17 protein-coding genes and 1 tRNA gene are annotated in these 21,490 nt (G+C 60.9%); 8 read left to right on the forward strand and 10 right to left on the reverse strand.

The genetic code is table 11. From position 1 onward, the window contains the following. Positions 1-2 precede the first annotated feature (2 nt). Genes QKE52_RS05135 through QKE52_RS05145 form a run of 3 tightly spaced genes read right to left on the reverse strand, consistent with a single transcriptional unit; the run spans position 3 to position 1,618 of the window. Positions 3-599, reverse strand: a complete 597-nt coding sequence (locus QKE52_RS05135) for a hypothetical protein (protein ID WP_347948316.1) — start codon at positions 597-599, stop codon at positions 3-5. Then, the gene (locus QKE52_RS05140) at positions 592-1,056 is read right to left on the reverse strand and encodes a DUF6114 domain-containing protein (RefSeq protein ID WP_232745439.1); all 465 of its coding nucleotides are present in this window, start codon (positions 1,054-1,056) and stop codon (positions 592-594) included. Before QKE52_RS05140 ends, QKE52_RS05135 begins: the two co-directional genes overlap by 8 nt. Next, the gene (locus QKE52_RS05145) at positions 1,046-1,618 is read right to left on the reverse strand and encodes a DUF6230 family protein (RefSeq protein WP_049154769.1); all 573 of its coding nucleotides are present in this window, start codon (positions 1,616-1,618) and stop codon (positions 1,046-1,048) included. The genes QKE52_RS05140 and QKE52_RS05145 overlap by 11 nt, the downstream gene beginning before the upstream one ends. Before the next feature lie 112 nt (positions 1,619-1,730). On the opposite strand from QKE52_RS05145, the gene QKE52_RS05150 reads away from it, so the two are divergent. From QKE52_RS05150 to QKE52_RS05165, 4 genes are all read left to right on the forward strand, one after another. Continuing rightward, a complete protein-coding gene (locus QKE52_RS05150; protein WP_347948317.1) occupies positions 1,731-4,721 on the forward strand; it encodes a heterodisulfide reductase-related iron-sulfur binding cluster in 2,991 nt (996 codons plus the stop codon). Positions 4,722-4,790: 69 nt separating this feature from the next. Continuing rightward, on the forward strand, positions 4,791-6,014 hold the full coding sequence (locus QKE52_RS05155; protein ID WP_070510984.1) for a cation:proton antiporter: 1,224 nt from the start codon (positions 4,791-4,793) through the stop codon (positions 6,012-6,014). A gap of 13 nt (positions 6,015-6,027) precedes the next feature. Continuing rightward, positions 6,028-6,639: a DUF1707 domain-containing protein gene (locus tag QKE52_RS05160; RefSeq protein WP_232751631.1), complete on the forward strand. Its 612-nt coding sequence runs from the start codon at positions 6,028-6,030 to the stop codon at positions 6,637-6,639. A 10-nt stretch (positions 6,640-6,649) separates the two neighbouring features. Next, entirely contained in the window at positions 6,650-7,873 is a 1,224-nt protein-coding gene (locus QKE52_RS05165) for a pyridoxal phosphate-dependent aminotransferase (RefSeq protein ID WP_010188626.1), read from the forward strand. Between the two features lie 94 nt (positions 7,874-7,967). On the opposite strand, the gene QKE52_RS05170 is transcribed toward QKE52_RS05165, so the two are convergent. After that, entirely contained in the window at positions 7,968-9,335 is a 1,368-nt protein-coding gene (locus tag QKE52_RS05170) for an HNH endonuclease signature motif containing protein (RefSeq protein ID WP_347948318.1), read from the reverse strand. A gap of 121 nt (positions 9,336-9,456) precedes the next feature. On the opposite strand from QKE52_RS05170, the gene QKE52_RS05175 reads away from it, so the two are divergent. Then, a complete protein-coding gene (locus tag QKE52_RS05175) occupies positions 9,457-10,683 on the forward strand; it encodes a YibE/F family protein (protein WP_347948319.1) in 1,227 nt (408 codons plus the stop codon). Here the strand turns inward: QKE52_RS05175 and QKE52_RS05180 are convergent. After that, on the reverse strand, positions 10,613-11,947 hold the full coding sequence (locus QKE52_RS05180) for a UDP-glucose/GDP-mannose dehydrogenase family protein (protein ID WP_347948320.1): 1,335 nt from the start codon (positions 11,945-11,947) through the stop codon (positions 10,613-10,615). The two genes, QKE52_RS05175 and QKE52_RS05180, sit on opposite strands and share 71 nt — an antisense overlap. Positions 11,948-12,001: 54 nt before the next feature. Further along, complete coding sequence (gene dcd / locus QKE52_RS05185) at positions 12,002-12,574, reverse strand: dCTP deaminase (RefSeq protein ID WP_347948321.1); 573 nt, start codon at positions 12,572-12,574, stop codon at positions 12,002-12,004. Positions 12,575-12,661: 87 nt separating this feature from the next. Here dcd and QKE52_RS05190 point away from each other — a divergent pair. The 3 genes from QKE52_RS05190 to QKE52_RS05200 all read left to right on the forward strand — a co-directional run bounded on the left by QKE52_RS05190 (position 12,662) and on the right by QKE52_RS05200 (position 14,010). Continuing rightward, positions 12,662-12,735 (forward strand) — tRNA-Gly (locus tag QKE52_RS05190). 47 nt (positions 12,736-12,782) lie between these two features. Next, positions 12,783-12,971, forward strand: coding sequence for a hypothetical protein (locus QKE52_RS05195; protein ID WP_347948322.1), 189 nt, complete (start codon positions 12,783-12,785; stop codon positions 12,969-12,971). 109 nt (positions 12,972-13,080) lie between these two features. Continuing rightward, positions 13,081-14,010 (forward strand): class C sortase, encoded by a 930-nt coding sequence (locus tag QKE52_RS05200; protein WP_347948323.1) that lies wholly within the window; start codon positions 13,081-13,083, stop codon positions 14,008-14,010. 78 nt (positions 14,011-14,088) lie between these two features. Here QKE52_RS05200 and QKE52_RS05205 read toward each other — a convergent pair whose 3' ends face one another. From QKE52_RS05205 to QKE52_RS05220, 4 genes are all read right to left on the reverse strand, one after another. After that, positions 14,089-17,592, reverse strand: coding sequence for a prealbumin-like fold domain-containing protein (locus QKE52_RS05205; protein WP_347948324.1), 3,504 nt, complete (start codon positions 17,590-17,592; stop codon positions 14,089-14,091). Beyond that, positions 17,592-18,494 (reverse strand): hypothetical protein, encoded by a 903-nt coding sequence (locus QKE52_RS05210; RefSeq protein ID WP_082254423.1) that lies wholly within the window; start codon positions 18,492-18,494, stop codon positions 17,592-17,594. Before QKE52_RS05210 ends, QKE52_RS05205 begins: the two co-directional genes overlap by 1 nt. A gap of 4 nt (positions 18,495-18,498) precedes the next feature. After that, positions 18,499-19,437 (reverse strand): class C sortase, encoded by a 939-nt coding sequence (locus QKE52_RS05215; RefSeq protein WP_052750529.1) that lies wholly within the window; start codon positions 19,435-19,437, stop codon positions 18,499-18,501. A 163-nt stretch (positions 19,438-19,600) separates the two neighbouring features. Then, the gene (locus QKE52_RS05220; RefSeq protein WP_347948325.1) at positions 19,601-21,064 is read right to left on the reverse strand and encodes a SpaH/EbpB family LPXTG-anchored major pilin; all 1,464 of its coding nucleotides are present in this window, start codon (positions 21,062-21,064) and stop codon (positions 19,601-19,603) included. Positions 21,065-21,490: the final 426 nt, after the last annotated feature.

Below are 21,490 nucleotides of genomic sequence, written 5' to 3' on the forward strand. Positions count from 1 at the left end.
CGCTAGTCGACCGTCACGGACATTATCGGGGCCGAGAACGAGTCGCCCGTGAGGTTTGCTAGCTCGAGGGTGACGTCGGTGAGGGAGAGGTGTTCCATGAGGGCGTCGGGAAGCTCGGCGTCTGGGACAGGATTCGGCTGGGGTATACCGAGCTGGTCGAGGACGGCCTTAATGTCACCGCCGGTGAGGTCTGCCGTGACGGGCACGGTGCGCGCGCCTTCGACGGTGGGCGTGGCGGTCAGCGAGGTCGCCACGATGCGCGCGGGCTCCACCGTCGTTATGGCCCCGCCGGTGGTGAGCAGGCCATCGCCGGCGTTGCCCGGCAGCGTGATGGCAAGGTTGCGCACGGCAAGGCGCTCGCCGGTGAGCTCGATAACGCGCACCTCGCCGTCTCGGGCGGGCATCGTACCCAATGTGGCTTTCACGTTCCCCGTCAGAGTCACCTCGTCCGCTCGCACGGTGGAAAAATAAGGCTGCGCTGGGGCAACCTGCGCCCCGACTGGTCCCGCGCTGCTCACCAGGATCTGCGCGCTGAGCACGGCTACCCCGACCTTCACGCGCGCCGGTCGGGCAGCTTCGCGCCTCGAAGCGTTAACCATCGCTGGGCTCCCAGGCCAAGGTCAGCGCGCCGCCGATGATGCCGAGTAGCGAACCGATGAGAAAGCCTCCCAAGTTGGAGGTGGGAAGCGCGATGACCGCCACGATGATGCCCAGTACCCCCAGATACGTCGCAGTGGTGGGACGGAACCACGCGCCAAGGCCAAACATGACCAGCAACGCCCCGATAAGCAGGGTGGACACACCCGACACGGTAGAAATCATGACGAGCAGGTCCGAGATCTGCACCGTGAAGTAGGCCGGCATAGCGATGACGATGCCCGAAAGAATGAGCAGCAGCCCCGGAATAAACGGCCGCCCGGCGCGCCACGTCTTAAACCGCCCCCACGCCCCGCCTGTGGCTGCCGCGGGAGCTACAGCCTGGTCAACATCGAGAGAATCCGGCGCTTCTGCTCCATGCAGTGCTGCGTCGGAATCCCTAGCGTGATCAGCAGACATTGCCGCGGCCCCGCTCCACAGATACGCCCACATTCTTTGCGGATAGCGTCTTCGCGCCTATGGAGGTGGCGCGCACGTCGTCGGCAGTCAGCGAAACCTGCTTGGCATAGAGGCCCCACGTTCCCGGGTCGGCGGACTGGGACAGCTGGCTGGCGTCGATGCCCACGTTCGCGTCCTGCATGACCAGCGAGCCCTCGATATTCGACGCACCAACGAGGAGACCAGTGGCCTCCACACTGTTATCGCCCTTCGCCTTGAGCGCGAGCGTGGACTCCCCCACCGCAGGCAGGTCAGTGGTGACATAAAGACACAAATCCGAGGCCACGGCGTGTTCCATCTTCAGCCGCGCGGTGGGAACATCCTCCTCGCCCTTCTTGTCGCTATCCACAAACAAGGAAAAGCCATCGCCTTCCAAGTGACGAATGTTGACGTTGAAGAACGTACCCGAGAGCGCCAGATTCGCCGTCAGACCGCCCTGCGCAACCGCAACTCCGGCCACTCCGAATGCTGCGAAGCCCGCAACGAGGCCCACCGCGGCCTTCGGAACATTGATTCTGCCCACAACGCCTCCTGAATTCTTAGCCCTCAAGATGATAGCTGAATGCTGACTCACTGATTTGGGGCCGGGGGATTTAAGGTAGGAGGCACGCACAGCAGCAATTAAAGGAGCGCGCATGTTCGGCTGGGTTGCCATCGCCGCATCGATCCCGGTGTGGCTGTACTTTTTCTACCGCCTCACGGCGCTGTTTCGGTTTATCCGCTCCGGCGGGCCCACGCAGCTGAACCGTACCGACCGGCCCCTGGCGCGCCTTGGTCGCGTGCTCATCGAAGTCTTCGGCCATACCCACTTCAAAGGCCGCCCGCTGGTCAACGCCGCGCACTGGCTCGTCATGGTGGGCTTCCTCTTTGGCGCCATCGTGTGGTTCGAGGCCTATATTCAAACCTTCGCGCCCGATAAGGGCTGGCCGTGGCTCAGCGACTGGCCGGTGTACCACTTCATCGAAGAGGTCCTCGCCATCGGCACCGTGCTCGGCATTTGCTTCCTCATCGGCGTGCGCCTGAAACTCGGCCACACCGATCGCGGCAGCCGCTTCTACAACTCGCAGGTCTTCCCCGCACGCCTGGTGGAGGCCATCGTGCTCCTCGAGGGCCTGGGCATGCTCGCCGTCAAGGCCGCCGCTATCGCCACCTACGGCGGTGGGTCCCCGTGGGCTGATTTCTTGACGATGCGTGTGGCGGGGATGATGCAGGCGTCGCCAAGCATGGTGCAGTTCTTCGCCCTGGTGAAGCTGCTCACGGGCCTAGTGTTCATCGCGTGCATCGCCCATTATTTCCAGTGGGGCGTGATGTGGCACCGCTTCCTGGCCTTCTTCAACATCTTCTTCCAGCGCAACGCCGACGGTGAGAAGGCGCTCGGCGCGCTACCCACGCCGGACTTGGAGGACCTCGAACCGGGGAGCTGGAAAATGCTTCTCGACGCTTCCTCCTGCACCGAATGCGGCCGCTGCCAGGACCTGTGCCCCGCGTGGAATACCGGCAAGCCGCTGAGTCCGAAGAAGGTCATGATGGACCTGCGCCAGGGCGCGCTGGATAATTACAACCCGCATGAGGGGCTTAACGTGCTGGCGATGGCCGGCACGATTGATGATGACGTCCTGTGGTCGTGCACCAACTGTGGTGCGTGCGTGGACCAGTGCCCGGTGGACATCGAGCACATCGACCACATCGCGGACCTGCGCCGTTTCAAGGTTCTGGCGGAGTCTGACTTCCCGTCGGAGCTGACCGGGCTGTTTAAGAACATGGAAACGAAGGGCAACCCGTGGGGCCGCAACGCCTCGGAGCGCCGCGCGTGGATTGATCAGGCGCGCGCCGACGGCATCGAGGTGCCGATCATCGGCGAGGACGCTGCGGATTTTTCGGACCTGGAGTACCTGTTCTGGGTCGGTTGCGCGGGTGCCTACGACGACAAGGGCCGCGCCACAACGCGCGCGGTGGTGGACATGCTGCACACTGCGGGCGTGAAGTTCGGTGTGTTGGCTACGGGCGAGACCTGTACCGGTGACCCGGCGCGCCGTGCCGGCAATGAGTTCCTGTTCCAGGTGATGGCGGAGCAGAACGTCGCCACGCTTAACGACGCCTTCGCCGGCGTCCCCAAAGGCCAACGCAAAATCATCACGACGTGCCCGCACTGCTTCAACACGATTCGCAACGAGTACCCGGATTTCGACGGCCACTTCGACGTTTTGCATCACACGCAGCTGCTCAACCGTTTGGTGCGGGAGAAGTTGCTTGTTCCCGTGCCGCGTTCCCCGGAGAACCGCCGACCCGTCACGTATCACGACCCGTGCTTCCTGGGTCGCCACAACAAGGTCTTCGACCCGCCGCGTGAGCTCGTCGAGGCGACCGGTGCTTCGCTGGCGGAGATGGACCACAACCGCGACGAAGCCTTTTGCTGCGGCGCCGGTGGTGCGCGCATGTTCATGGAAGAAAACTTGGGGCGACGGGTTAACGAGTTCCGCTCGGAGCAGGCCGTGGCGACCGGTGCCGAGCAGATTGCGACGGGCTGCCCGTTCTGCAATGTCATGCTGACGGGTGGCGTGAAGTCCATCGCGCCGCAGACACAGGTCAGCGATGTGGCGCTCATGCTTCGCGACGCCATTGCCCCCTCCGGCGACCTTCCCGCCCCGCGCGAGAAGGCCTTCCTCGACACTCCCCGCCGCCTGCCCGTGGAAGATTCCACCGCACCTTCCCCGGAAACACTCGCTGCGGAATCTGCCCCAACAAGCTCTCCGCAGGCCCCCACCGCTGCACCAAGTACGTCTGCGGCGCCGACACCTCCGACTGCCCCCAGCGCGCCCGCAGCTCCGTCTGCGCCGAGCGCACCGCAAGCACCCGCCGCGCCCAGCGCACCACAGGCAGCGTCAACGCCTCCTGCCGCGCCGAGCGCACCGCAAGCACCTGCCGCGCCGAGCGCGCCAACGGCTCCATCCGCTGCACCGCAGGCACCATCAACGCCGACTGCCCCCAGCGCGCCGAACACGCCTGCAGCACCCTCGACTCCATCTGCGCCACAAGCGCCCTCTGCTCCCAGTGCACCACAGAGTCCATCTGCTCCAACGGATCCCAGTGCACCGCAGGCCCCAGCTGCGCCACATGTCGCAGGAGCTCCAACCGCTCCTACAGCGCCGAGTGCTCCCAAAGCACCTACCGCACCGTCCGTGCCAGACGCACCCGCAGCTCCATCTGCACACACTCCGGCACCGAACGCAGCCTCTGTACCGCAGGCACCAGCCGCCCCTTCAGCACCGCCTACGCCCAGCGCTCCTGCGGCACCAGGCACGCCAAACGCTGCAGCTGTACCGACTGCACCGGCGGCACCCAAGGCTGCAACAACGCCAAGCACTCCCGGTGCACCGGCGGCCCCAGCGTCAAACGTTCCCGGTGCTCCCGCTGCACCAAACGCACCGCAAGCGCCCGCAGCACCAAGCGTTCCCGCCGCCCCGAGCACGCCAACGACGCCTCAGGCACCAGCCGCCCCTTCAGCACCGCCTACGCCCAGCGCTCCAGCGGCGCCGAGTGCGCCAAACACGGGGTCCGTACCGCAGGCCCCGTCCGCGCCAACTACCCCGCCGAAGGCTCCGGGGGCGTCGGAAAGCGAGGACTAGTGCGACGTCCGCCACACCACCGCCGCGCAGGGTAGGCGAGCTTTATATCGCACAGGTACGCTCTACTCCATGCAATCTGACGTGACCTACGTCCTCGCCTCGGGCGAGACCAACTACACCAACTCGCTGGTGTCCTTCGCATGGATTATGGCGGTGGCGCTGCTGGCGCCGTTGGTGTCTCATGCCCTGGGCAAGAAGATGCCGGCCGTGGCGCTGCTGATTTTCTTCGGCATGCTCATCGGCCCATCGATGTTGGACCTAGCAAATGAGGACCCCGGCATCGGGATGCTCAAGGAACTCGGCGTTGGCGCGCTGTTCCTGCTTGCGGGCTTTGAAATTGACCTCGCCACCCTGAAGTCGAAAGAAGCCGCGACGGGGCTCTCCACCTGGCTCATCTGCATGGTGGTGTGTGGTGTTGGTGCCTACTTCCTCATGGACGACATCCCCGGCGCCATCGTCATGGCAATTGCTTTGACGTCGACGGCCCTGGGCACCATCACGCCGATGCTCAAACAGGACAAGCTGCTTGGCACGCGGGTAGGCGATTCCGTGGTCATCCACGGCGCCATCGGTGAGGTCGCGCCGATTACCGCGATGGCGCTCCTTTTGGGAACGCGCTCCACCTGGGCAACGATGCTGATTCTTCTCGCTTTCATCGCGATTGCCGTGGCTGTCGCTGTCATGCCTTTTGCCATAACCACCCTCATGCCGTGGTTCAAGGAAGCATTCATCTCCGGGGCGGGCTCCACTAACCAAACCATCATGCGCCTCATCATTTTGATTCTGGCGATTCTCATGGCGGTCACGGCGGTCTTTGAGCTCGATATCGTGCTGGGTGCCTTCGCGGCGGGCATCATCTTGAACCGCATCGTGCCCGACGAGTTTCATAAGGGCTTGGAGAACCGCCTCGACGTGGTGTTTTATTCCATGCTCATCCCCGTCTTCTTCGTGGTCTCTGGCATGGCGATTGACTGGAAAGTCATCGTGGACGAACCCCTCAAGGTCCTCGGCATTCCGCTGCTCATCTTGGTCACCCGCGGCCTGCCGGTGTTCCTGCGCGAGAACATCCACCAGACCGGCTCCGACGTCGAAACCACCCGCGAGCGCATCCAGGTGGCCCTTTACGCGGCGACCGGCCTGCCCATCATCGTGGCGGTGATGACGCTTGCGGTGGGTTCGGGCATCGTCGATACAGAAATGGCCTCGATCTTCATCGCCGGCGGTGCCCTCACCGTCGCAATCTTCCCGTTCCTCTCCGGCCTCGTGCGCGAAAAGGCGGAAGAAAAGGGCTGATAGAATATAGGGCGTGACTAATCCCTTCAGCATGCGGCTTTCCGACGCCGAACGGACCGACGCCGTCAACGACCTCGCCCAGGCGCTGGGTGAAGGCCGTCTGACCATGGATGAGTTTGAGGACCGCACCGACGCCGTCATGCGCGCCACTACCCGCCGCGAGCTGGCAGAAGTCTTCATGGATATCCCCACCAAGGCCAGCAGCGAGCTGAAGATTTACTCCCAGGGCGACGTCGCGCGCGCCTACCAGTCAACCCGGAAACCCCGCTTGGCCACCGCACTGGTTGGCTCCCTCGGGCTCCTTTTCGGAGCGATCGCATCCTTCGGCACCCTGTCCGGCGCCACCGCCGCACTCACCGGCACCGGCCTACTTTTCCTCATCCCCGCGTTGTGGATCATGCTGTACGTGGCCAAGGTGGGCCCGGAGTCTTGGCACCAGCCCTCAGCGCGGCAGATTGAGCGCCAGCGCATGCGCGAGCTCAAGGCCGCCGGCGCCGAAGAACGCGCGCAGATGCGGGCGTTGGAGCAGGCGCAGTGGGCGGAGAGGCGTCGCCAAGCAAGTGAAATTACCGGGGATGCGATGAATCTTGCCAAACGCAAGCTGAAAGAGTGGAACCAGAAGTAACATATCCGGCATGACTCACAACCGGATTTTTGATCAATCCACCAAACTACAGGGCGTTGCCTACGATATTCGCGGCGAGGTTTCCACGGAAGCCGAGCGCATGGAGCTCGACGGGCACAGCATTCTGAAGCTCAACACCGGCAACCCGGCGGTGTTTGGTTTCGATGCGCCGGATGTCATCATGCGCGACATGATTGCGGCGCTGCCGACCTCGCAGGGCTACTCCACGTCGAAGGGTATTATCCCGGCGCGGCGCGCGATTGTGACCCGCTATGAGCTGGAGGATTTCCCCAGCTTCGACGTCAATGACGTGTACTTGGGCAACGGCGTCTCCGAGCTGATTTCGATGGTGACACAGGCGCTGCTTGACGACGGCGACGAGGTTCTCATCCCCGCCCCTGACTACCCCCTGTGGACGGCGGCGACGTCGCTGGCGGGTGGCACGCCGGTGCACTATTTGTGCGATGAGGAGGATGATTGGAATCCGTCCATTGAAGATATTCGCGCGAAAGTAACGGAGAAGACCAAGGCCATTGTGGTCATTAATCCGAATAACCCGACGGGTGCCGTGTACTCGCGTGAGACCCTGCAGAAAATCGTGGATGTGGCGCGCGAGTATAACCTGCTGATTCTGGCGGATGAGATTTATGACCGCATTCTGTATGACGGTGCGAAGCACATTTCGATTGCCTCGCTGGCGCCGGATTTGCTGACGATTACGTTTAACGGCTTGTCGAAGGCCTACCGCGTGGCCGGCTACCGTGCCGGTTGGATGGTGCTGACAGGCCCGAAGTCCCATGCGCGTGGTTTCATCGAGGGCTTGGATTTGTTGGCGGGCACGCGCCTGTGCCCGAATGTGCCGGCGCAGCACGCGATTCAGGTCGCGCTGGGCGGAAGACAGTCCATTTATGAACTCACCGGTGAGGGCGGGCGCTTGCTCAAACAGCGCAACATTGCCTACGAGAAGCTCAACGAGATTCCCGGCGTGTCCGTGGTGAAACCGATGGGCGCGCTGTACTGCTTCCCGCGCTTGGACCCAGAGGTCTATGAGATTCACGATGACTCGAAGCTCATGCTCGACATCCTGCGCGCCGAGAAAATCCTCATGGTGCAAGGCACCGGCTTTAACTGGCCCACGCCGGATCATTTCCGCGTGGTCACGCTGCCGTGGGCCTCGCAGCTGGAGAACGCGATTGAGCGACTCGGCAACTTCCTGGTGAGCTACCGCCAGTAGCACAGCCGATACCTGAACTTCGCGCGATAGGGCCCACGGCGCAAAGAAAGCACAACACAAACGTGCATGCAGAATCCCTCACCGGCCGGTGTTATCAGTCCGGCGGGGCGGGGCTTCCCGGCTCGGAACGTGTGGATGTCCGTGATTCGGCCGGCTTTGCGGTCTGGGCGCGACGGCTTGTGCTAGGGCTCGCAACGGTGCTTACTGTTTCTTGACGGTTTTCACGGATGCGCTGGGCGCGCGGCGCGCGGTGCGGATGCGCCGGTTCCCGCGGATCGCGGGGGCCAGCCGGCACCCATTTAATCTTGCCGTTTTCGCGCACGATACGACCCCGGCCCGGCAGGCCGTTGATGGCGTTGTGGTACTTGCACAGCGGGGTGAGGTTTTCGGGGTTCGTTTCGCCGCCTTTTCGCCATTCTGTGATGTGGTGTATCTGAGAGTAATCGGCGCCGCACAGGCACCGGTCCCAGGCACAGGTAGGTTGCTCACCGCTGGCCATGATGCGCTGTTTCTCCGAGGCAACGCGCTGGGTGCGGTGGAGTTCGACGGGGCCTTTGACACGGTCGACAAGCATGACGAGGCCTTCTTCGGCGAGCTCCCGCTCGATGAGCTCTTGGCCGGTGATTTTCGCACCGTTGGAGAGCTGAATCACGATATCCCCGAGGTCCGGCGCCGCGGGGTCGCCGGTGTCGTGGCCGGATGTCTCATCGATGGCAGGCTCGTCAGAAGCACTAGATGCGGCGGCGGACTCGGTGGGAGGCATGGCACCCGTGGAGTCGGGGCGAGGGGTAGATGTGGTGGCGGGCTGGGTAGGAGGCGTGCCGTCAGCAGCGGGCGCGGCGGAGTCGGGGCGCGGGGTGGAGGGATCACCTAAACGGCCCAAGATTGTGGCGTACTCGGGAAGCTCCATGACGGCGAGGGTCTGGGCCACGGGGCGGGCGAGGCGGCCCTCGCGAAACGCGGCGGTAAAGGAACCCACCGGATCGTTTTCATCGATATTGGGGCGCAAGTCCTCGATGAGCGCGGCCGGGGCCGTGAGCGTGAGCTTCGACAGCTCCTTGCCGCGGCGAATTGTCACGCCCGGCTTCGGCGCGGGCGGCGGGTTGAGCTCACGAATGCGCTTGCGCGCATAGCGGGCCACGGCCTTTTCATCGCCAGCAATGCCGCACAGCTCAATGCGCAGATCCCACGCCTCACGCTGCTTCTTCAACCTTCCTGCGAAGCGTTCAATGAGCAGCAGCGTGGGCAGGTCGTGCCCATTGGCGCGGGCGGCCGAAACGGCACGCGCCTGTTTGCGGGTGAAGGAGGTGGGGGCAAAGTAGACGTCGAAAAGCGCCAGCAAGGAACGCGCCACAGACTCCGGACCCCACGCCCGCAGCTGCTCGAAGCTCAGCCCCGCAATGCCGGCGACGAGCTCAATGCCCGCCGCCTGGCTGCGAAGATGCGCTTCCACTAGGTTCATGCCAGCCACGCTAAACGCCCCACCCACACCACACAATGGCACCGCTGCCAGCCTGTGGATAACTTGTTGATCGCGTCAGCAATACTTTTCTTTATTATGGAACTCATTCACAATAGTAGGCATGACTAACCTCAGCCCGTGGCGCACGGGGCTCCTCGGACTTCTTGCCATCACGGCCCTCGCAACCCTCGCGGGACTGTTCATCCTCCGCCCCACCAGCGCGCTCACCGAGCACACCAGCCCGGACTTTTCCACCACCTACGCCCTCAACCATCCACAGGTCGAAGGCACCGTGGAGACCGTGGATAACCACCTGTGCTCCGACCCCCACACGGGCCGCGCCTTCGATGAGGCCCCGCTCATCCCCGCCGAGGGCGACGACACCTCCTGCACCCGCGCCCTCATTGACCTGACCTCCGGCGCAGACGCAGGCCGCAAAACGCAGCTCGTATTCTATGGCGTGGCCAGCGACCCGACCCTCCACCCCGGTGACGAGATAATTCTGACCGTCTCCAGCGACGGCACCTATGCCTTCGCCGATTTCCAGCGCGCCGGCAACCTTGGCTTGTGGGCGGTAATCGCCGCCGTCATCATCATCGCCTTCGCAGCCTGGCATGGGCTGCGCGCGCTGCTGGGCCTGGGTATCAGTTTGGCCATCGTGTTCTTCTACCTCATCCCCTCCCTCATCGAGGGCCATTCCGCGCTGCCGCTGGCGCTCGTTACCTGCGCGGCTATCCTTTTCCTCGCCGTTCCTCTCGTGCACGGCGTGAACTGGAAATCCGCCTCCGCCCTGGGCGGCGCATTGGTGGCGCTGGCGTTGTCGGGGGCGTTGGGGTGGGCGTCGATAAGCAGCACGGCGTTAACAGGCTCAAGCTCGGAGGATAACCTCAAGCTGCTGCTCTACATGCCGGGGGTTTCCGTCGTGGGCGTGCTGCTGTGTGGGTTCATCATCGGTGCGCTCGGCAGCCTCAACGATATCGCGGTGGCGCAGGCCTCCACCGTGCGCGAGCTGCACGCCGCCGATCCGGCCGCCCGGCCCGGCACGCTCTTTACCTCAGCCATGAAGGTGGGCCGCGACCATATCGCATCCATGGTGTACACCATCGTGCTGACCTATACCGGCGCGGCCCTGCCCCTACTCATGCTCATTACGGCGGCGCAGCGCCCAGCCCTGCAGATCCTCTCCAGCGACCTCGTCGCTACGGAGGTTCTGCGTTCCCTGCTGGGCGCGATGGCCTTGACACTCGCGGTGCCGCTGACCACCGTGATTGCGGCGTTTACTGTGCCGGAAGGACGCGACCAAGCGCCTCGACGGTCCAGCCCGCAGCGCGCCAAGCATCGACGCTGAGCACGTTGCGGCCGTCGATGATGTGGCGGCGGGCCACGAGCTCACCGGCTTCCGCCGGGTCGAGGTCGCGGAATTCCTGCCACTCGGTGGCGAGGATGACCAGCTCGGTGTCCTTGAGTGCCGCGCTTGCCGACGCCGCGTAGTTCAACGTCGGGAACACCTTCTTGGCGTTCTCCATACCTTGTGGGTCATAGACCGTGACGGCAGCACCGGCCAGGGAGAGCGAACCGGCCACGGAAAGCGCTGGCGAATCGCGGACGTCATCGGAGCTGGGCTTGAAAGCGCAGCCCAACACGGTAACGCGGTGGCCGAGGAGGGAGCCGTCGAAAGCCTGCTTGGCCAGGTCCACGACGCGGTCACGCCGGCGCATGTTGATGGCGTCGACCTCGCGCAGGAAGGTCAGGGCCTGGTCCGCACCCAGCTCGCCGGCGCGCGCCATGAAGGCGCGGATGTCCTTGGGCAGGCAGCCGCCGCCGAAGCCTAAGCCCGCGCCGAGGAATTTGCGGCCGATGCGCTCGTCGTAGCCGATGGCGTCGGCAAGCTTTACCACGTCCGCACCGGCAATCTCGCAGATTTCAGACACGGCGTTGATGAAGGAAATCTTGGTGGCCAAGAAGGCGTTAGCGGAGACCTTGACCAGCTCGGCGGTCTGCAGGTCCGTCACGATGAACGGGGTGTTCTGTGCCAGCGGCTGGGCATAGACTTCGCGGGCGACCGCTTCGGCGTTGCTTTCGGCGAATTCGCCGGCGCCGAGGACGATGCGGTCCGGGGTGATGGTGTCCTTGACGGCGTAGCCCTCGCGGAGGAACTCCGGGTTCCAGGCAATCTCCACGCTGGTGCCCTCTGGGGCCAGTTCATCGGCCATCTCCTGCAGCCGCGCCGCAGTGCCTACCGGGACGGTGGATTTGCCGAAGATGATGTGCTCGCCCTTAAGGCGCGGTACGAGCTCCGTGATGACGGACTCCACGTAGGTGAGATCCGCGGCATAGGAGCCGTGTGCCTGCGGGGTGCCGACACCGAGGAAGTGCACGTTGGCGAATTCCGCGGCTTCATCATAGCTGGTGGAAAAATCCAAACGGCCGGCCTCGATGTTGCGCTCGAGTACCTCCGGCAGGCCAGGCTCGTAGAACGGCACGCGGCCGCCCTTCAGAGCTTCAATTTTCTTTTCATCAACATCTACACCGAGTACCTCGTGGCCGAGCTCCGCCATACAGGCGGCATGTGTCGCACCTAGGTAGCCGGTACCAATAACAGTCATACGCATAACCGGCTATTTTAGGCGCTCCTGTGCCTGCTTGCCCGACGAGGTACAGAATGTTTAGCGGAAGTTCAGATAGGACTTCGACGGTGTTGGCCCGCGCTGGCCTTGGTACTTCGAGCCCAGAGCGCCGGAGCCATACGGCGCCTCCGCCGGCGAGGACATCTTAAAGATCGCCAGCTGGCCCACCTTCATCCCCGGCCACAGTGAAATGGGTAGGTTCGCGGTATTAGACAGCTCCAAGGTGATGTGTCCAGAGAAACCCGGATCGATGAAGCCCGCCGTGGAGTGCGTTAGCAGGCCCAAGCGGCCCAGCGAGGACTTGCCCTCCAAACGGCCCGCCAGGTTGGCCGGCAGAGTGAACTTCTCCAGCGTGGCGCCCAGCACAAACTCACCGGGGTGCAGCACGAAGGCATCGCCCTCGGCCACCTCCACCTCGCTGGTGAGGTCCGGCATCTCCTGCTTGGGGTCGATATGCGTGTAGCGCGAGTTATTAAACACGCGGAAGAACTTGTCCAAGCGCACATCGATGGAGGAAGGCTGGACCATCTCGGCGTCGAAAGGCTCGATGCTCAAATTCTCGGGAGCATCAGCGGCAATGGCGGCACGGATATCACGATCAGAAAGAAGCACGGCTCATAGTCTACCTCCCCACTGGGCCTTTTATGGCCTCGGGCGGCGGCGGTGCTAAGCTTTACGACGATGCACAATCTGCATTGCGCCGACGTAGTTTAATGGTAGAACTGCAGCTTCCCAAGCTGCTGGCGCGGGTTCGATTCCCGTCGTCGGCTCCACGCGTTTTCCCATTTCATGGACTAATTTCATACCTACAGGATGGACCATGACAGCCCCTATCTTCACGCCCAAAACCACAGCGGAGCTTCGCGCTGAGCGTGAGCATGTACTTCAAGATCTTGCGCCCCGCACAATCGATGAGCTCCGCGAACAGCGCACGGTTGATCAAATCTTGGCCATCGACGAGGAAACTCTGAATCGGTATGAAGCCCTGTGCTTTGTTATCGGCGACTAGACAGACACGTTTTCTCTCAGAGCTACATCGTCCCTAGCCTGAGATTCAAAAACTACCCCCACGTCAATACCAGGACGCGCCGCAACAGACCCCACACAGGCAGGACACAATGGGCAAGCACGAACCAGCGGAAAACACCGACGCACCCAAGAAAAAGGGCGTCAACCCCAACGCCATCATTGCGTTACTCCTGATTCTCGTCGGCCTTGGCGTCCTGCTCTACCCCGTCGTAGCCACGCAATGGAACAACTACAACCAGTCCCGCGCCGCGGAAGAGTACGCGAAGCTCGAAAAACAAGCCCCGCCTGAGGTTCTGCACACCGCGTGGGAGGAAGCACAAGCCTACAACGCCGGGTTGGGCCAGATCAGCATCGACGACGCTTGGACCACCACCGATGACGAAGACTCCCCCGAGTACCAGCGATACCGCCAGTACCTGTCGGTATTGTCTGAGACCGATGCCATGGGCCGCATCGTCATCCCTTCCATCGATTCTGATCTGCCTATTTATCACGGCACGTCGGAGAAGGCACTCTCCCGCGGTGCGGGCCACCTCTACGGCACGGACCTACCCGTCGGCGGAATAGGCGACGGCGAGGGCCGGCACGCAGCACTCTCTGCCCACACAGGTCTACAGAACGCCACGCTGTGGGACAATCTCACCAAGGTCAAGAAGGGTGATGCTTTCTACATCGCCGCCGGCGGCGAGAAGCTCAAGTACGAGGTGCACGATATTCGGGTCGTCGAGCCAGCAGACACCAGCTCGCTCCACCGCGTACCGGGCCAAGACATCGTTACGCTCATTACTTGTACCCCCTACGGGGTTAACACCCATCGCTTGCTCGTCACCGGCCACCGCGTGCCGATGGATCCGGAAGACGAGGCCGCATTCAACAGCTCGGGTGTTCACTGGCAGTGGTGGATGTGGGCCATCCTGGCTGCCGCTGCCATCATCGTGCTTCTGCTCATCTACTGGTGGCGCAAATATGTCAGCAACGCCAAGGACGCCGCGCTTGAGGACGACCCGCAAGAGTCCTAACCGCCAATAAAAATGAAATAAGGCCCGCCCTTCCCTGGAAGAGCGGGCCTTTTCTAAAAGTAGCTGCAGGCGCTGGTTCTATGCCGGGCGACGTCGCAAAGCAAGGCACCCTGCCGCGATAATCGCGGCCCCAGCGAGAGCCCACAGGCCCACGCCCTCACCACCGGTCTTGGGCAGTGTTCCCTTGGTGGTGTCGGCGACCTGAAGGATGCCGACCTTCTTCACACAGTTCGCGGGAGTGTCGGACTCAGCGCACCTGTTACCGGTGATCGCGGGACCACCGGAAAGTACCTTGAGGACTGCATTGCCATCCTTATCCCATTCCGTCGAGAACTTGATCGGCGCGGGCAGCAGGTTGTAGCCATTCGGCGCCTTGGTCTCGATCAGGTAGTACACGCCAGGGGCGTCCAAGCCTTCGAGCTTGACGCGGCCTGTGGTGGTGGTCGTGGACTGCTTCACCTCAGGGTTAGCATCAGTGTTGACGCTGCCATCTGGGTTTAACGTCAGGTTTCCTTTGGCATCACCGCGGTGGACGGTGAACTGCGCGCCGCCAAGCAACCCGTCGGTTTGGATCTCGTCCGGGTTGTCCGGATTATAGCTCGCCTTTTCGAGCAGGACGTCCATAGTTTCCTTGGTCTCCAGCGGGATACAGTCAGTATCCTTCCAGCCGCCTATTTCTGCCTCGTTCATGAGTCCAAAGTTGGGCTCGTGCAGGCCATCCTTGGTGTAGCAGCGGGTGTTTCCTGCAGGTTGGCTCGGGTACCCGGCGGGTACAGAGGTGCTGTCCAGCTTTGAACGATCCAGCTTGAAACGCACCGTCACCTCGTAGACGTGCTGCCCAGTGCTTCCGTCAACACCCTTGGGTTTAATGATCTTCGGAGTGTCATTCTTGTTGAGCTCAAAGGGGCCGGCACCTTGGTACGCACGCGGCTGGCTGGTCTTGTTGAACTCGTCCTTGAAGATCACAGTGGCCCCAGTAACCGTGGCAGCACCAACAAACCTCGGGGTGTCCGTGAGCTTGCCGTAGATCACGTCGTTGGTGTCGAAGCCAGGTGCGTCCGGTGCCTCAACTACGACGTTGTACTTCGCGGTATATTCATTCGCTGCACCAGGAACAGGTTGCGGTGTGCTGTCGACGGCAACCTTATTGAAACAGGCTTCAGTAGCGACGTTGTCATCTTCAGCCGGGCTAGACTCCCCGTCCGTAGCCTGGAAAGCAACCTTGTTCGGACTACATACCGTCTTGAGGTTCCCGTATTCATCTGTTCGCACCGGCGCAGAGACGACATACTCTACCTTCGCGTGCCCTGGAAGAGTACCAACATAGCCCATCATGTATCGGGACTCACCGTCCGCTCCGGATGGGACAATCATGCCTGCATAAATACCAGTTCCCGGCGCAATCTGATCAGGCCCGGGCTTTTGACCGTTGACCTCGGTAGATCCTGCTCCAAATCCCTCGAATTTCGCAGTGGGACCGGAAGCGTTCACTCCATAGTGAGTATCCGTTGGTAGGTATTCCCAGAATGTGCCGCCCGAACTGGTGTTATCCGTGGTGTTTTCCACGGAGATGGTCCAGAAAGTACGCACCTCGCCGTTTACCACCTTGGTCTCCGAGCGTTGCTTCTTCACCGCAATGTTTGATTGCAGCCCTGGCGGTGGCGGAACTAGGTCGGAGGCCGCGTCCGTGTTAAATGAAGCAGGCAGGTTGTTCATTATGTTGACCAGCTCGAACTTCGGGCTATCATCATCTGGGTTGGTGATCTTTAGCTCAAAGCCCAGCTGATTCGCATTCGCACTACCCGAGCCAAAGCCCAGGTTTCCATTGGAGTAGGTCCACGCCTTGCCCCAAGAAGCAGAGGGGTTCGAGATCGTGCGCCCATCGAAGGTCTTGATGCCGGTGAGATCCCAGGTCCTGATGTCGCCGGTCTGTGTGTCAATGCGTTCAAGGATAAGCTTGTCGCCTGCCTCAGCCTTACTCTGGAAACCCCACATATACTTCTGGGCCTGCGGGAGCACCGCCCAGTCCTCCGAAAAAGACTTCTGGTTTCCGAACACGCGTTTAGCAGTGACTTTGCCGACGTCGACCTTATAAAGGTGACGGCTACCAGAAGTGGACGTGTTGCCCACAAAGAATCCCTCGCTGGTGTACACGCCAGCGTTGAGGACATCCCGGTCGCCGCTCGTTTCAAACGGGGTACCGGTACTTCCGGCCTTTAAAATAGGCCCAAGATTATATACTTCACCGGTTGCCGGATTGATCTGAAGGAGATTTCCTGCCGGGTAGCAAGGATCACCATTTCGGCCGCGACTCTGGCTCACCGCATAGAGCCAGTTATCACTCGAATCAAAGGCTAGAGCATTGTACACCCAGGGAGTGGACTCTCCCACCTGGCGAAAGTCTCGGCCTTGGTTGACTTGACGGCTCAGAATGGAAGTGTCTCGGCGAAGATCCTTAGGTTCACTGGTTACAACGTAGACAGGGCTACCGTCGGCAAATTCAGCTGGGGTGAGATCGCGCTTTGGCTGTCTGCTTGTAACCGGATCTTGGCACTCCTCTTTCGCAGGAACGGTGAAGGAAGCTGTAAACACTGTATTGGCTGGCCCGCGGTGAACACCCTTAAACTGAATCTGTGCGGTGCCACCAATAGTAATCTGCGGCAGGGTGACTTGGTATTCCTTGGCGCTAATCCTTTTGTAGGTCACCTTCGCCTCATACCAACCTCCGTTGGCACCGGTGTAATAGATCGTCAGGTCATCAGGGTTAGTCGATAAATAACTGTTAACGCTGGATTTGAGGGTAACCACCGTGCCTTGCGGAATGGACAGCTGGCCGCCAAAAAGCTCATCGGCCGGAATCTTAAAGTTCGGGATATAGCGGCTTCCCTTGAGCACGTATCCATCGTTTACCATCGTGATGGTGCGGTCGCCTGCAGCGTACGGGGTAATGTTCGGCGCCGCCATCAGACGGGCTGGGGCCGCGTCAACGTCAGCAATATCAAGCGGCTCAGTCACCTCCGAAGGGGCTTCTAAGGCTTCGCTGGATTCAGGTGATGACGTGCTGGTAGTCTCCTCGGCTACTCCACGCGCATCGACGGATATCCCGCTCAGTTCGGAATCCTCTGCGACCGCCGGGGTCTTCAATGAGAAAGCTGCTCCCGCTGGCACGTCAGTAGAAAGGCCAGTGATGCGGAAAGTCACTGAAGAGCTGGTCGATTTTACAACGAGGTTGTCTCCTTCGCGGACGGGGATCACTTCGCCGTCGATAGTCAGTGTGTAGGCCGAGCCGTCGAACTCTAGTCCTGCAGTCTCAACAGTGAACTCCAAGTCCTCCACGGTTCCGGCGTCAATAACGTGGCCTTCAAACGTTGCGGAGTCGCCAGCAGTCAGGCTCAGCTGGTCTGCAGAATCGAGCTCAGCGCGCAGGGCCGTGGTTTGTGCTTCAGCGACAGCACCAATGATGCCGGGCAGAGCAGCCGGTGCAGCAACACCAACAATGAGAGCCAGTGCAGCAATGAACGCCGCTAAGACGCGCCAGCGGTACACTACCGGCTCGGCCGAGTGAGTATCTGTCCAGGACATTAGCGTCCCTCGCTTTCTGAATTCTTCCTGCGGCTAAAAGCAATCATCACGAAACCGGTAGCAATCAATGCCAACGCTCCGGCCACCACACCGAGTACTTCTGCACCGGTCATTGCCAATGAGCCTCCATTCCCTTGCGAACGGTTCGGGGAATCTGAAGTTGTGTTTGTACCAGATTCCGGGTTGTTAGGTGGCGTTGTCCCAGGCTCGTGCGGAGTCTCTCCTGGCTTTGTCGGTGGTACCGGGGGAATCAACGGAGGGAACACCGGCGGAAACTTTGGCGTTGTCCGCGGAGTACTCGAGGTTGTCGATGGAGTATTCGGGGTTGTCGGGGCCGTGGGGGTCGTCGGCGGCGTCGGCGTTTCACCCGGCTTGTGGGTCTTGGCCACAATCACTCCTGGCACTGGGTTCGGATTGTCCACCACTGTGTGGAACGGAACCACCACCACAAACGGACTAATCTCCCGGTAGGAGTCATCCGGGGCCGTCGACGTCACCACATAGAAACCATTGGCAAGACCACCAAACGTCACCTCTCCATTGGCATCGGTGACTTTCTCCGCGTGCATATCAGTGCGCCAATCACGAACCTCGTCGAGATTCGCGTTCCGTACGCGGGCTGCGTCGTCAGCGTTGGTCGGGTCCAAGCCGGCAAGCCGGGCCAGACGAATCGTAACTCCCTGAATCTTTCCCGCAGGCGCATGACCATCGTCATTCGGATTACCTTGTGTAAGCCGCACTGTCACCGTATCCGTAGCCATAGTGCGCTCCGAACCAGTGGACTGCTGCCCGGCAACCTGCACCGCTTCCGCAGCAACCGTGCCCGGCCCTGCGAACGCAACCGCACACGCTACTCCGACGGCAACCACTCGGGCCGACCATGCATTTGTCAACCTCTTCATCGCTTTACTCCCGCACGCTACTTTCCTTATTAATTACTTCTTGCACCCCGGTAGCCGCCTTCTGGCGCCGCAGCCACCAAACTAGCCAACAACCAATAACAATCACCGCAGCTAGCAGCACAAACATCCACCACTGCCAGCCCGGGCCATGGGAGCCTTCAAACAACGTTTCTTCCCCCGGCTCTAAGGCCACCTGATGGCCACGCACCAACAAGCGATGCGTATTGATCCCGTACGGGGTGCACGTAATCAACGTGACGTAATCCTTATTGGCGACTGGCCGCAGACTATCTACCTCACTCGGCAGAACCACTTGTATGTCATCTACAACATACTTCATTTTATGGCCAGCAACCTGGATATAGAATGCATCGCCCTTAGCGGCCGAATTGAGGTGATCAAACATCGTCGAATTTGATAGACCCGTGTGCCCGGTGATGACGGAATGAGTTCCTGCTCCTCCTACCGGCAAATCAGAGCCATACAAGTGCCCTAACCCACGCTGCAGTGTTTTGTCCGCAGTGCCATGAAACACCGGCAGATCGACGTCTATTGCTGGGAACACGAGGCGGGCCATCGCTTCGGTCTCACCCAACTGTTCCAGGTAAGCCTCATAATCGGGATTATCCACACCGATACGGTTCAGCCACGGATCCAAGATCGGACCCGACGTATGCTCCTCGTTGTACGCATGCGCAGCATCCCATACGGAGTCCTGCACCTGCGCCGGTGTCTCTTTGTCCAGTCGCGCATACTCTTGCGCCACCCGTGAGGCATTCCAGTTGTTCCAGGCGGTCGAGACCACTGGGTACAGCATCACCAACAACCCGACGACAACGATTACCGCCGGAAGAGCTAAGCCTCCACGGCGCCTGTGCCGCCTGCCAGTTTCTTGGCCTACCACCGAAGTCAACGACCCGCACCACCCAAAACAATGCCCCACGCGCTAGCGCAGCGCGACCGGGATTACAACGAAAGATAAAGATAGGGACCGGAATCTACGCCTAGTCCAGTCCCCTCATTGGGTCGGGCGGCCTACCTTGGCTACCCGACCCGCAGCGCAGACCACCATGGACAGTCTGCGCTACCGGAACTACGCCCGGCTATTAGTTACGCGCGGTACGACGAGCGAACCAAGCACCTGCCGCAACAATCGCTGCACCGATAGCTGCCAGGATGCCCACACCGGCGCCACCAGTCATCGGCAGGTTCGGGGTGTCGCGCTTGACGTTCTCAATCTCTGATACGAGGGTGATGGCATCGTCGCCCTCACCGGTCTTCGCGATATTCTCGCGGGTGAAGTCAATCTCGGTAACGTTCTTCTCCGGCAGTACATAACCAGCCGGAGCCTTGGTCTCCTTCAGACAGAACTTCTTCGTAGCCGGTGCTTCCTTGTTGTCCTCGAAATCCGTGACGTGCAGACCGTCGATGGTGATGGTGCCATCGGTACCCGTGGTCCATTTGTCCTGTTCCTTGACAGTCAGCTTCGCGCCCAAGTTAGCTGCCGAGGTGCACTGGTAGAGCTCAAACTCAGCGCCTTCCAGGACCTTGCCAGTCTCCTTGCCATCCTTCTTCACAACCTTCAGCTTGCCGTGGTAGGTCACGACCTTGTTGGTCTTGTTCGTGACCTCGTTACCGGTATTCGGGTTGTTGAAGATGACGTCAGCCTGGTTCTTCAGCTCAGTGGTGTCGCCAACCTCCTTGCGCTTAACCTCGAAAGTCAGGGACATTTTGTCACCGGACTTGACCTTGGCAAGACCAGCATCGGTCAGCTTCACGACAAGCTTGTTGCCGTTCTCAGCGGGGTTGTTCACGGAATAGTCGCCGGCCTCAAGAACGGTGTCGCCGGCCTTGACCTCGGTAACCTGCTGGAAGTCCAGGCGCTTGTCCAGCTGATCCTCGAAACGGAAAGCAGTCAGCTTCTTGCCTTCGCCCCAGGTTGGGGCATCCGCATTGATGGTGTAGGAGTAGGCGTCCTGGATGTTCTTATCCGCATCCTTAACGGTCTTCTCGGTCTTGGTTTCCGTGTTCTTCGGGTAGGCCACAACATCGTAGTTCCACGCGTCGGAGGCCTCGTTAACCATCGGCACCGACACGATGAACGGAGCACCAGAAACGATGCCAGCCGGAGCGCCGGTCTCCTCAACGAGGTAGATGCCCAACGGAAGATCAGTGAAGGCTACCTTGCCCTCAGCATCGGTGGTCAGCTCGAACGTCGTGTTAGTCTTGTTTTCGTCCTTGACATCTGCAGCCGACTTCGGGAAGGTCGACCAGTCACCATTCTGCAGGTCGTAGTCAAGCTTGGTGATCTTGTAAGTCACACCAGAAAGAGGGTCACCCGGTACGTTCCCCATCTCCCCACCGGTCGCGGGGGTGTCAGACTCAGCACCCTTCTTCTTGTAGAGGGTAATCGAACCCTTCTTGCTGAAATCGATGTTTGCCTTGTTCACGGCACCCTGCTCAACGGCAGGTGCTTCCTCGGCCAGGGCGCCCGGAGCGGAGATTCCCAGGGAGAGGCCTACGACTGCTGCGAAAGTGACCGAACGAGCGGTACGAGAGATCTTGTTCACGGAAACAGGTCCTTTACATGAGTTGTGTAATGAGACACCGCGCCTCATCAGCTGTACGCAATCCACTCCACACGGTTTACACACCATGGCCCGGCCCATCGCTAAGAGTCTTTCACCCACATAGAGCGACGTTCCCAAGAAGGTAAGACACCTACCCGGGCCCCTAGCCTAAGTAACGGTAGCCTGTGGATTACATAGCTAGACCCTATACCTAGAAGAAGAAATGCGATATCGAACAAATGCCCGCTTCCCATAAAACCAGCTAGCCCTCTCAAGTAATCGCCCCCCCCCGCGCAGATAATAATTATATTCGCAGTTAAACTGCGGTATTGGTAGCTGCCATTCCACTTTGAGTGATATCGACCTCACCGCCCCCTTACGGGGGCTCTAGCAGCCTTGCCCAGGCACATTGGTGGCAACTATCTC

The sequence above is a fragment of the Corynebacterium sp. c25Ua_47 genome, from assembly GCF_039907205.1.
In the GTDB taxonomy this organism is placed as follows: domain Bacteria; phylum Actinomycetota; class Actinomycetes; order Mycobacteriales; family Mycobacteriaceae; genus Corynebacterium; species Corynebacterium hiratae.

Excerpts from the sequence above, each read along its gene's own strand:
- QKE52_RS05135 (WP_347948316.1), bottom strand. The coding sequence starts at position 599 with ATGGTTAACGCTTCGAGGCGCGAAGCTGCCCGACCGGCGCGCGTGAAG.
- QKE52_RS05140 (WP_232745439.1), bottom strand. The coding sequence starts at position 1,056 with ATGTCTGCTGATCACGCTAGGGATTCCGACGCAGCACTGCATGGAGCA.
- QKE52_RS05150 (WP_347948317.1), top strand. The coding sequence starts at position 1,731 with ATGTTCGGCTGGGTTGCCATCGCCGCATCGATCCCGGTGTGGCTGTAC.
- QKE52_RS05155 (WP_070510984.1), top strand. The coding sequence starts at position 4,791 with ATGCAATCTGACGTGACCTACGTCCTCGCCTCGGGCGAGACCAACTAC.
- QKE52_RS05165 (WP_010188626.1), top strand. The coding sequence starts at position 6,650 with ATGACTCACAACCGGATTTTTGATCAATCCACCAAACTACAGGGCGTT.
- QKE52_RS05170 (WP_347948318.1), bottom strand. The coding sequence starts at position 9,335 with ATGAACCTAGTGGAAGCGCATCTTCGCAGCCAGGCGGCGGGCATTGAG.
- QKE52_RS05175 (WP_347948319.1), top strand. The coding sequence starts at position 9,457 with ATGACTAACCTCAGCCCGTGGCGCACGGGGCTCCTCGGACTTCTTGCC.
- QKE52_RS05180 (WP_347948320.1), bottom strand. The coding sequence starts at position 11,947 with ATGCGTATGACTGTTATTGGTACCGGCTACCTAGGTGCGACACATGCC.
- QKE52_RS05195 (WP_347948322.1), top strand. The coding sequence starts at position 12,783 with ATGACAGCCCCTATCTTCACGCCCAAAACCACAGCGGAGCTTCGCGCT.
- QKE52_RS05200 (WP_347948323.1), top strand. The coding sequence starts at position 13,081 with ATGGGCAAGCACGAACCAGCGGAAAACACCGACGCACCCAAGAAAAAG.
- QKE52_RS05205 (WP_347948324.1), bottom strand. The coding sequence starts at position 17,592 with ATGTCCTGGACAGATACTCACTCGGCCGAGCCGGTAGTGTACCGCTGG.
- QKE52_RS05210 (WP_082254423.1), bottom strand. The coding sequence starts at position 18,494 with ATGAAGAGGTTGACAAATGCATGGTCGGCCCGAGTGGTTGCCGTCGGA.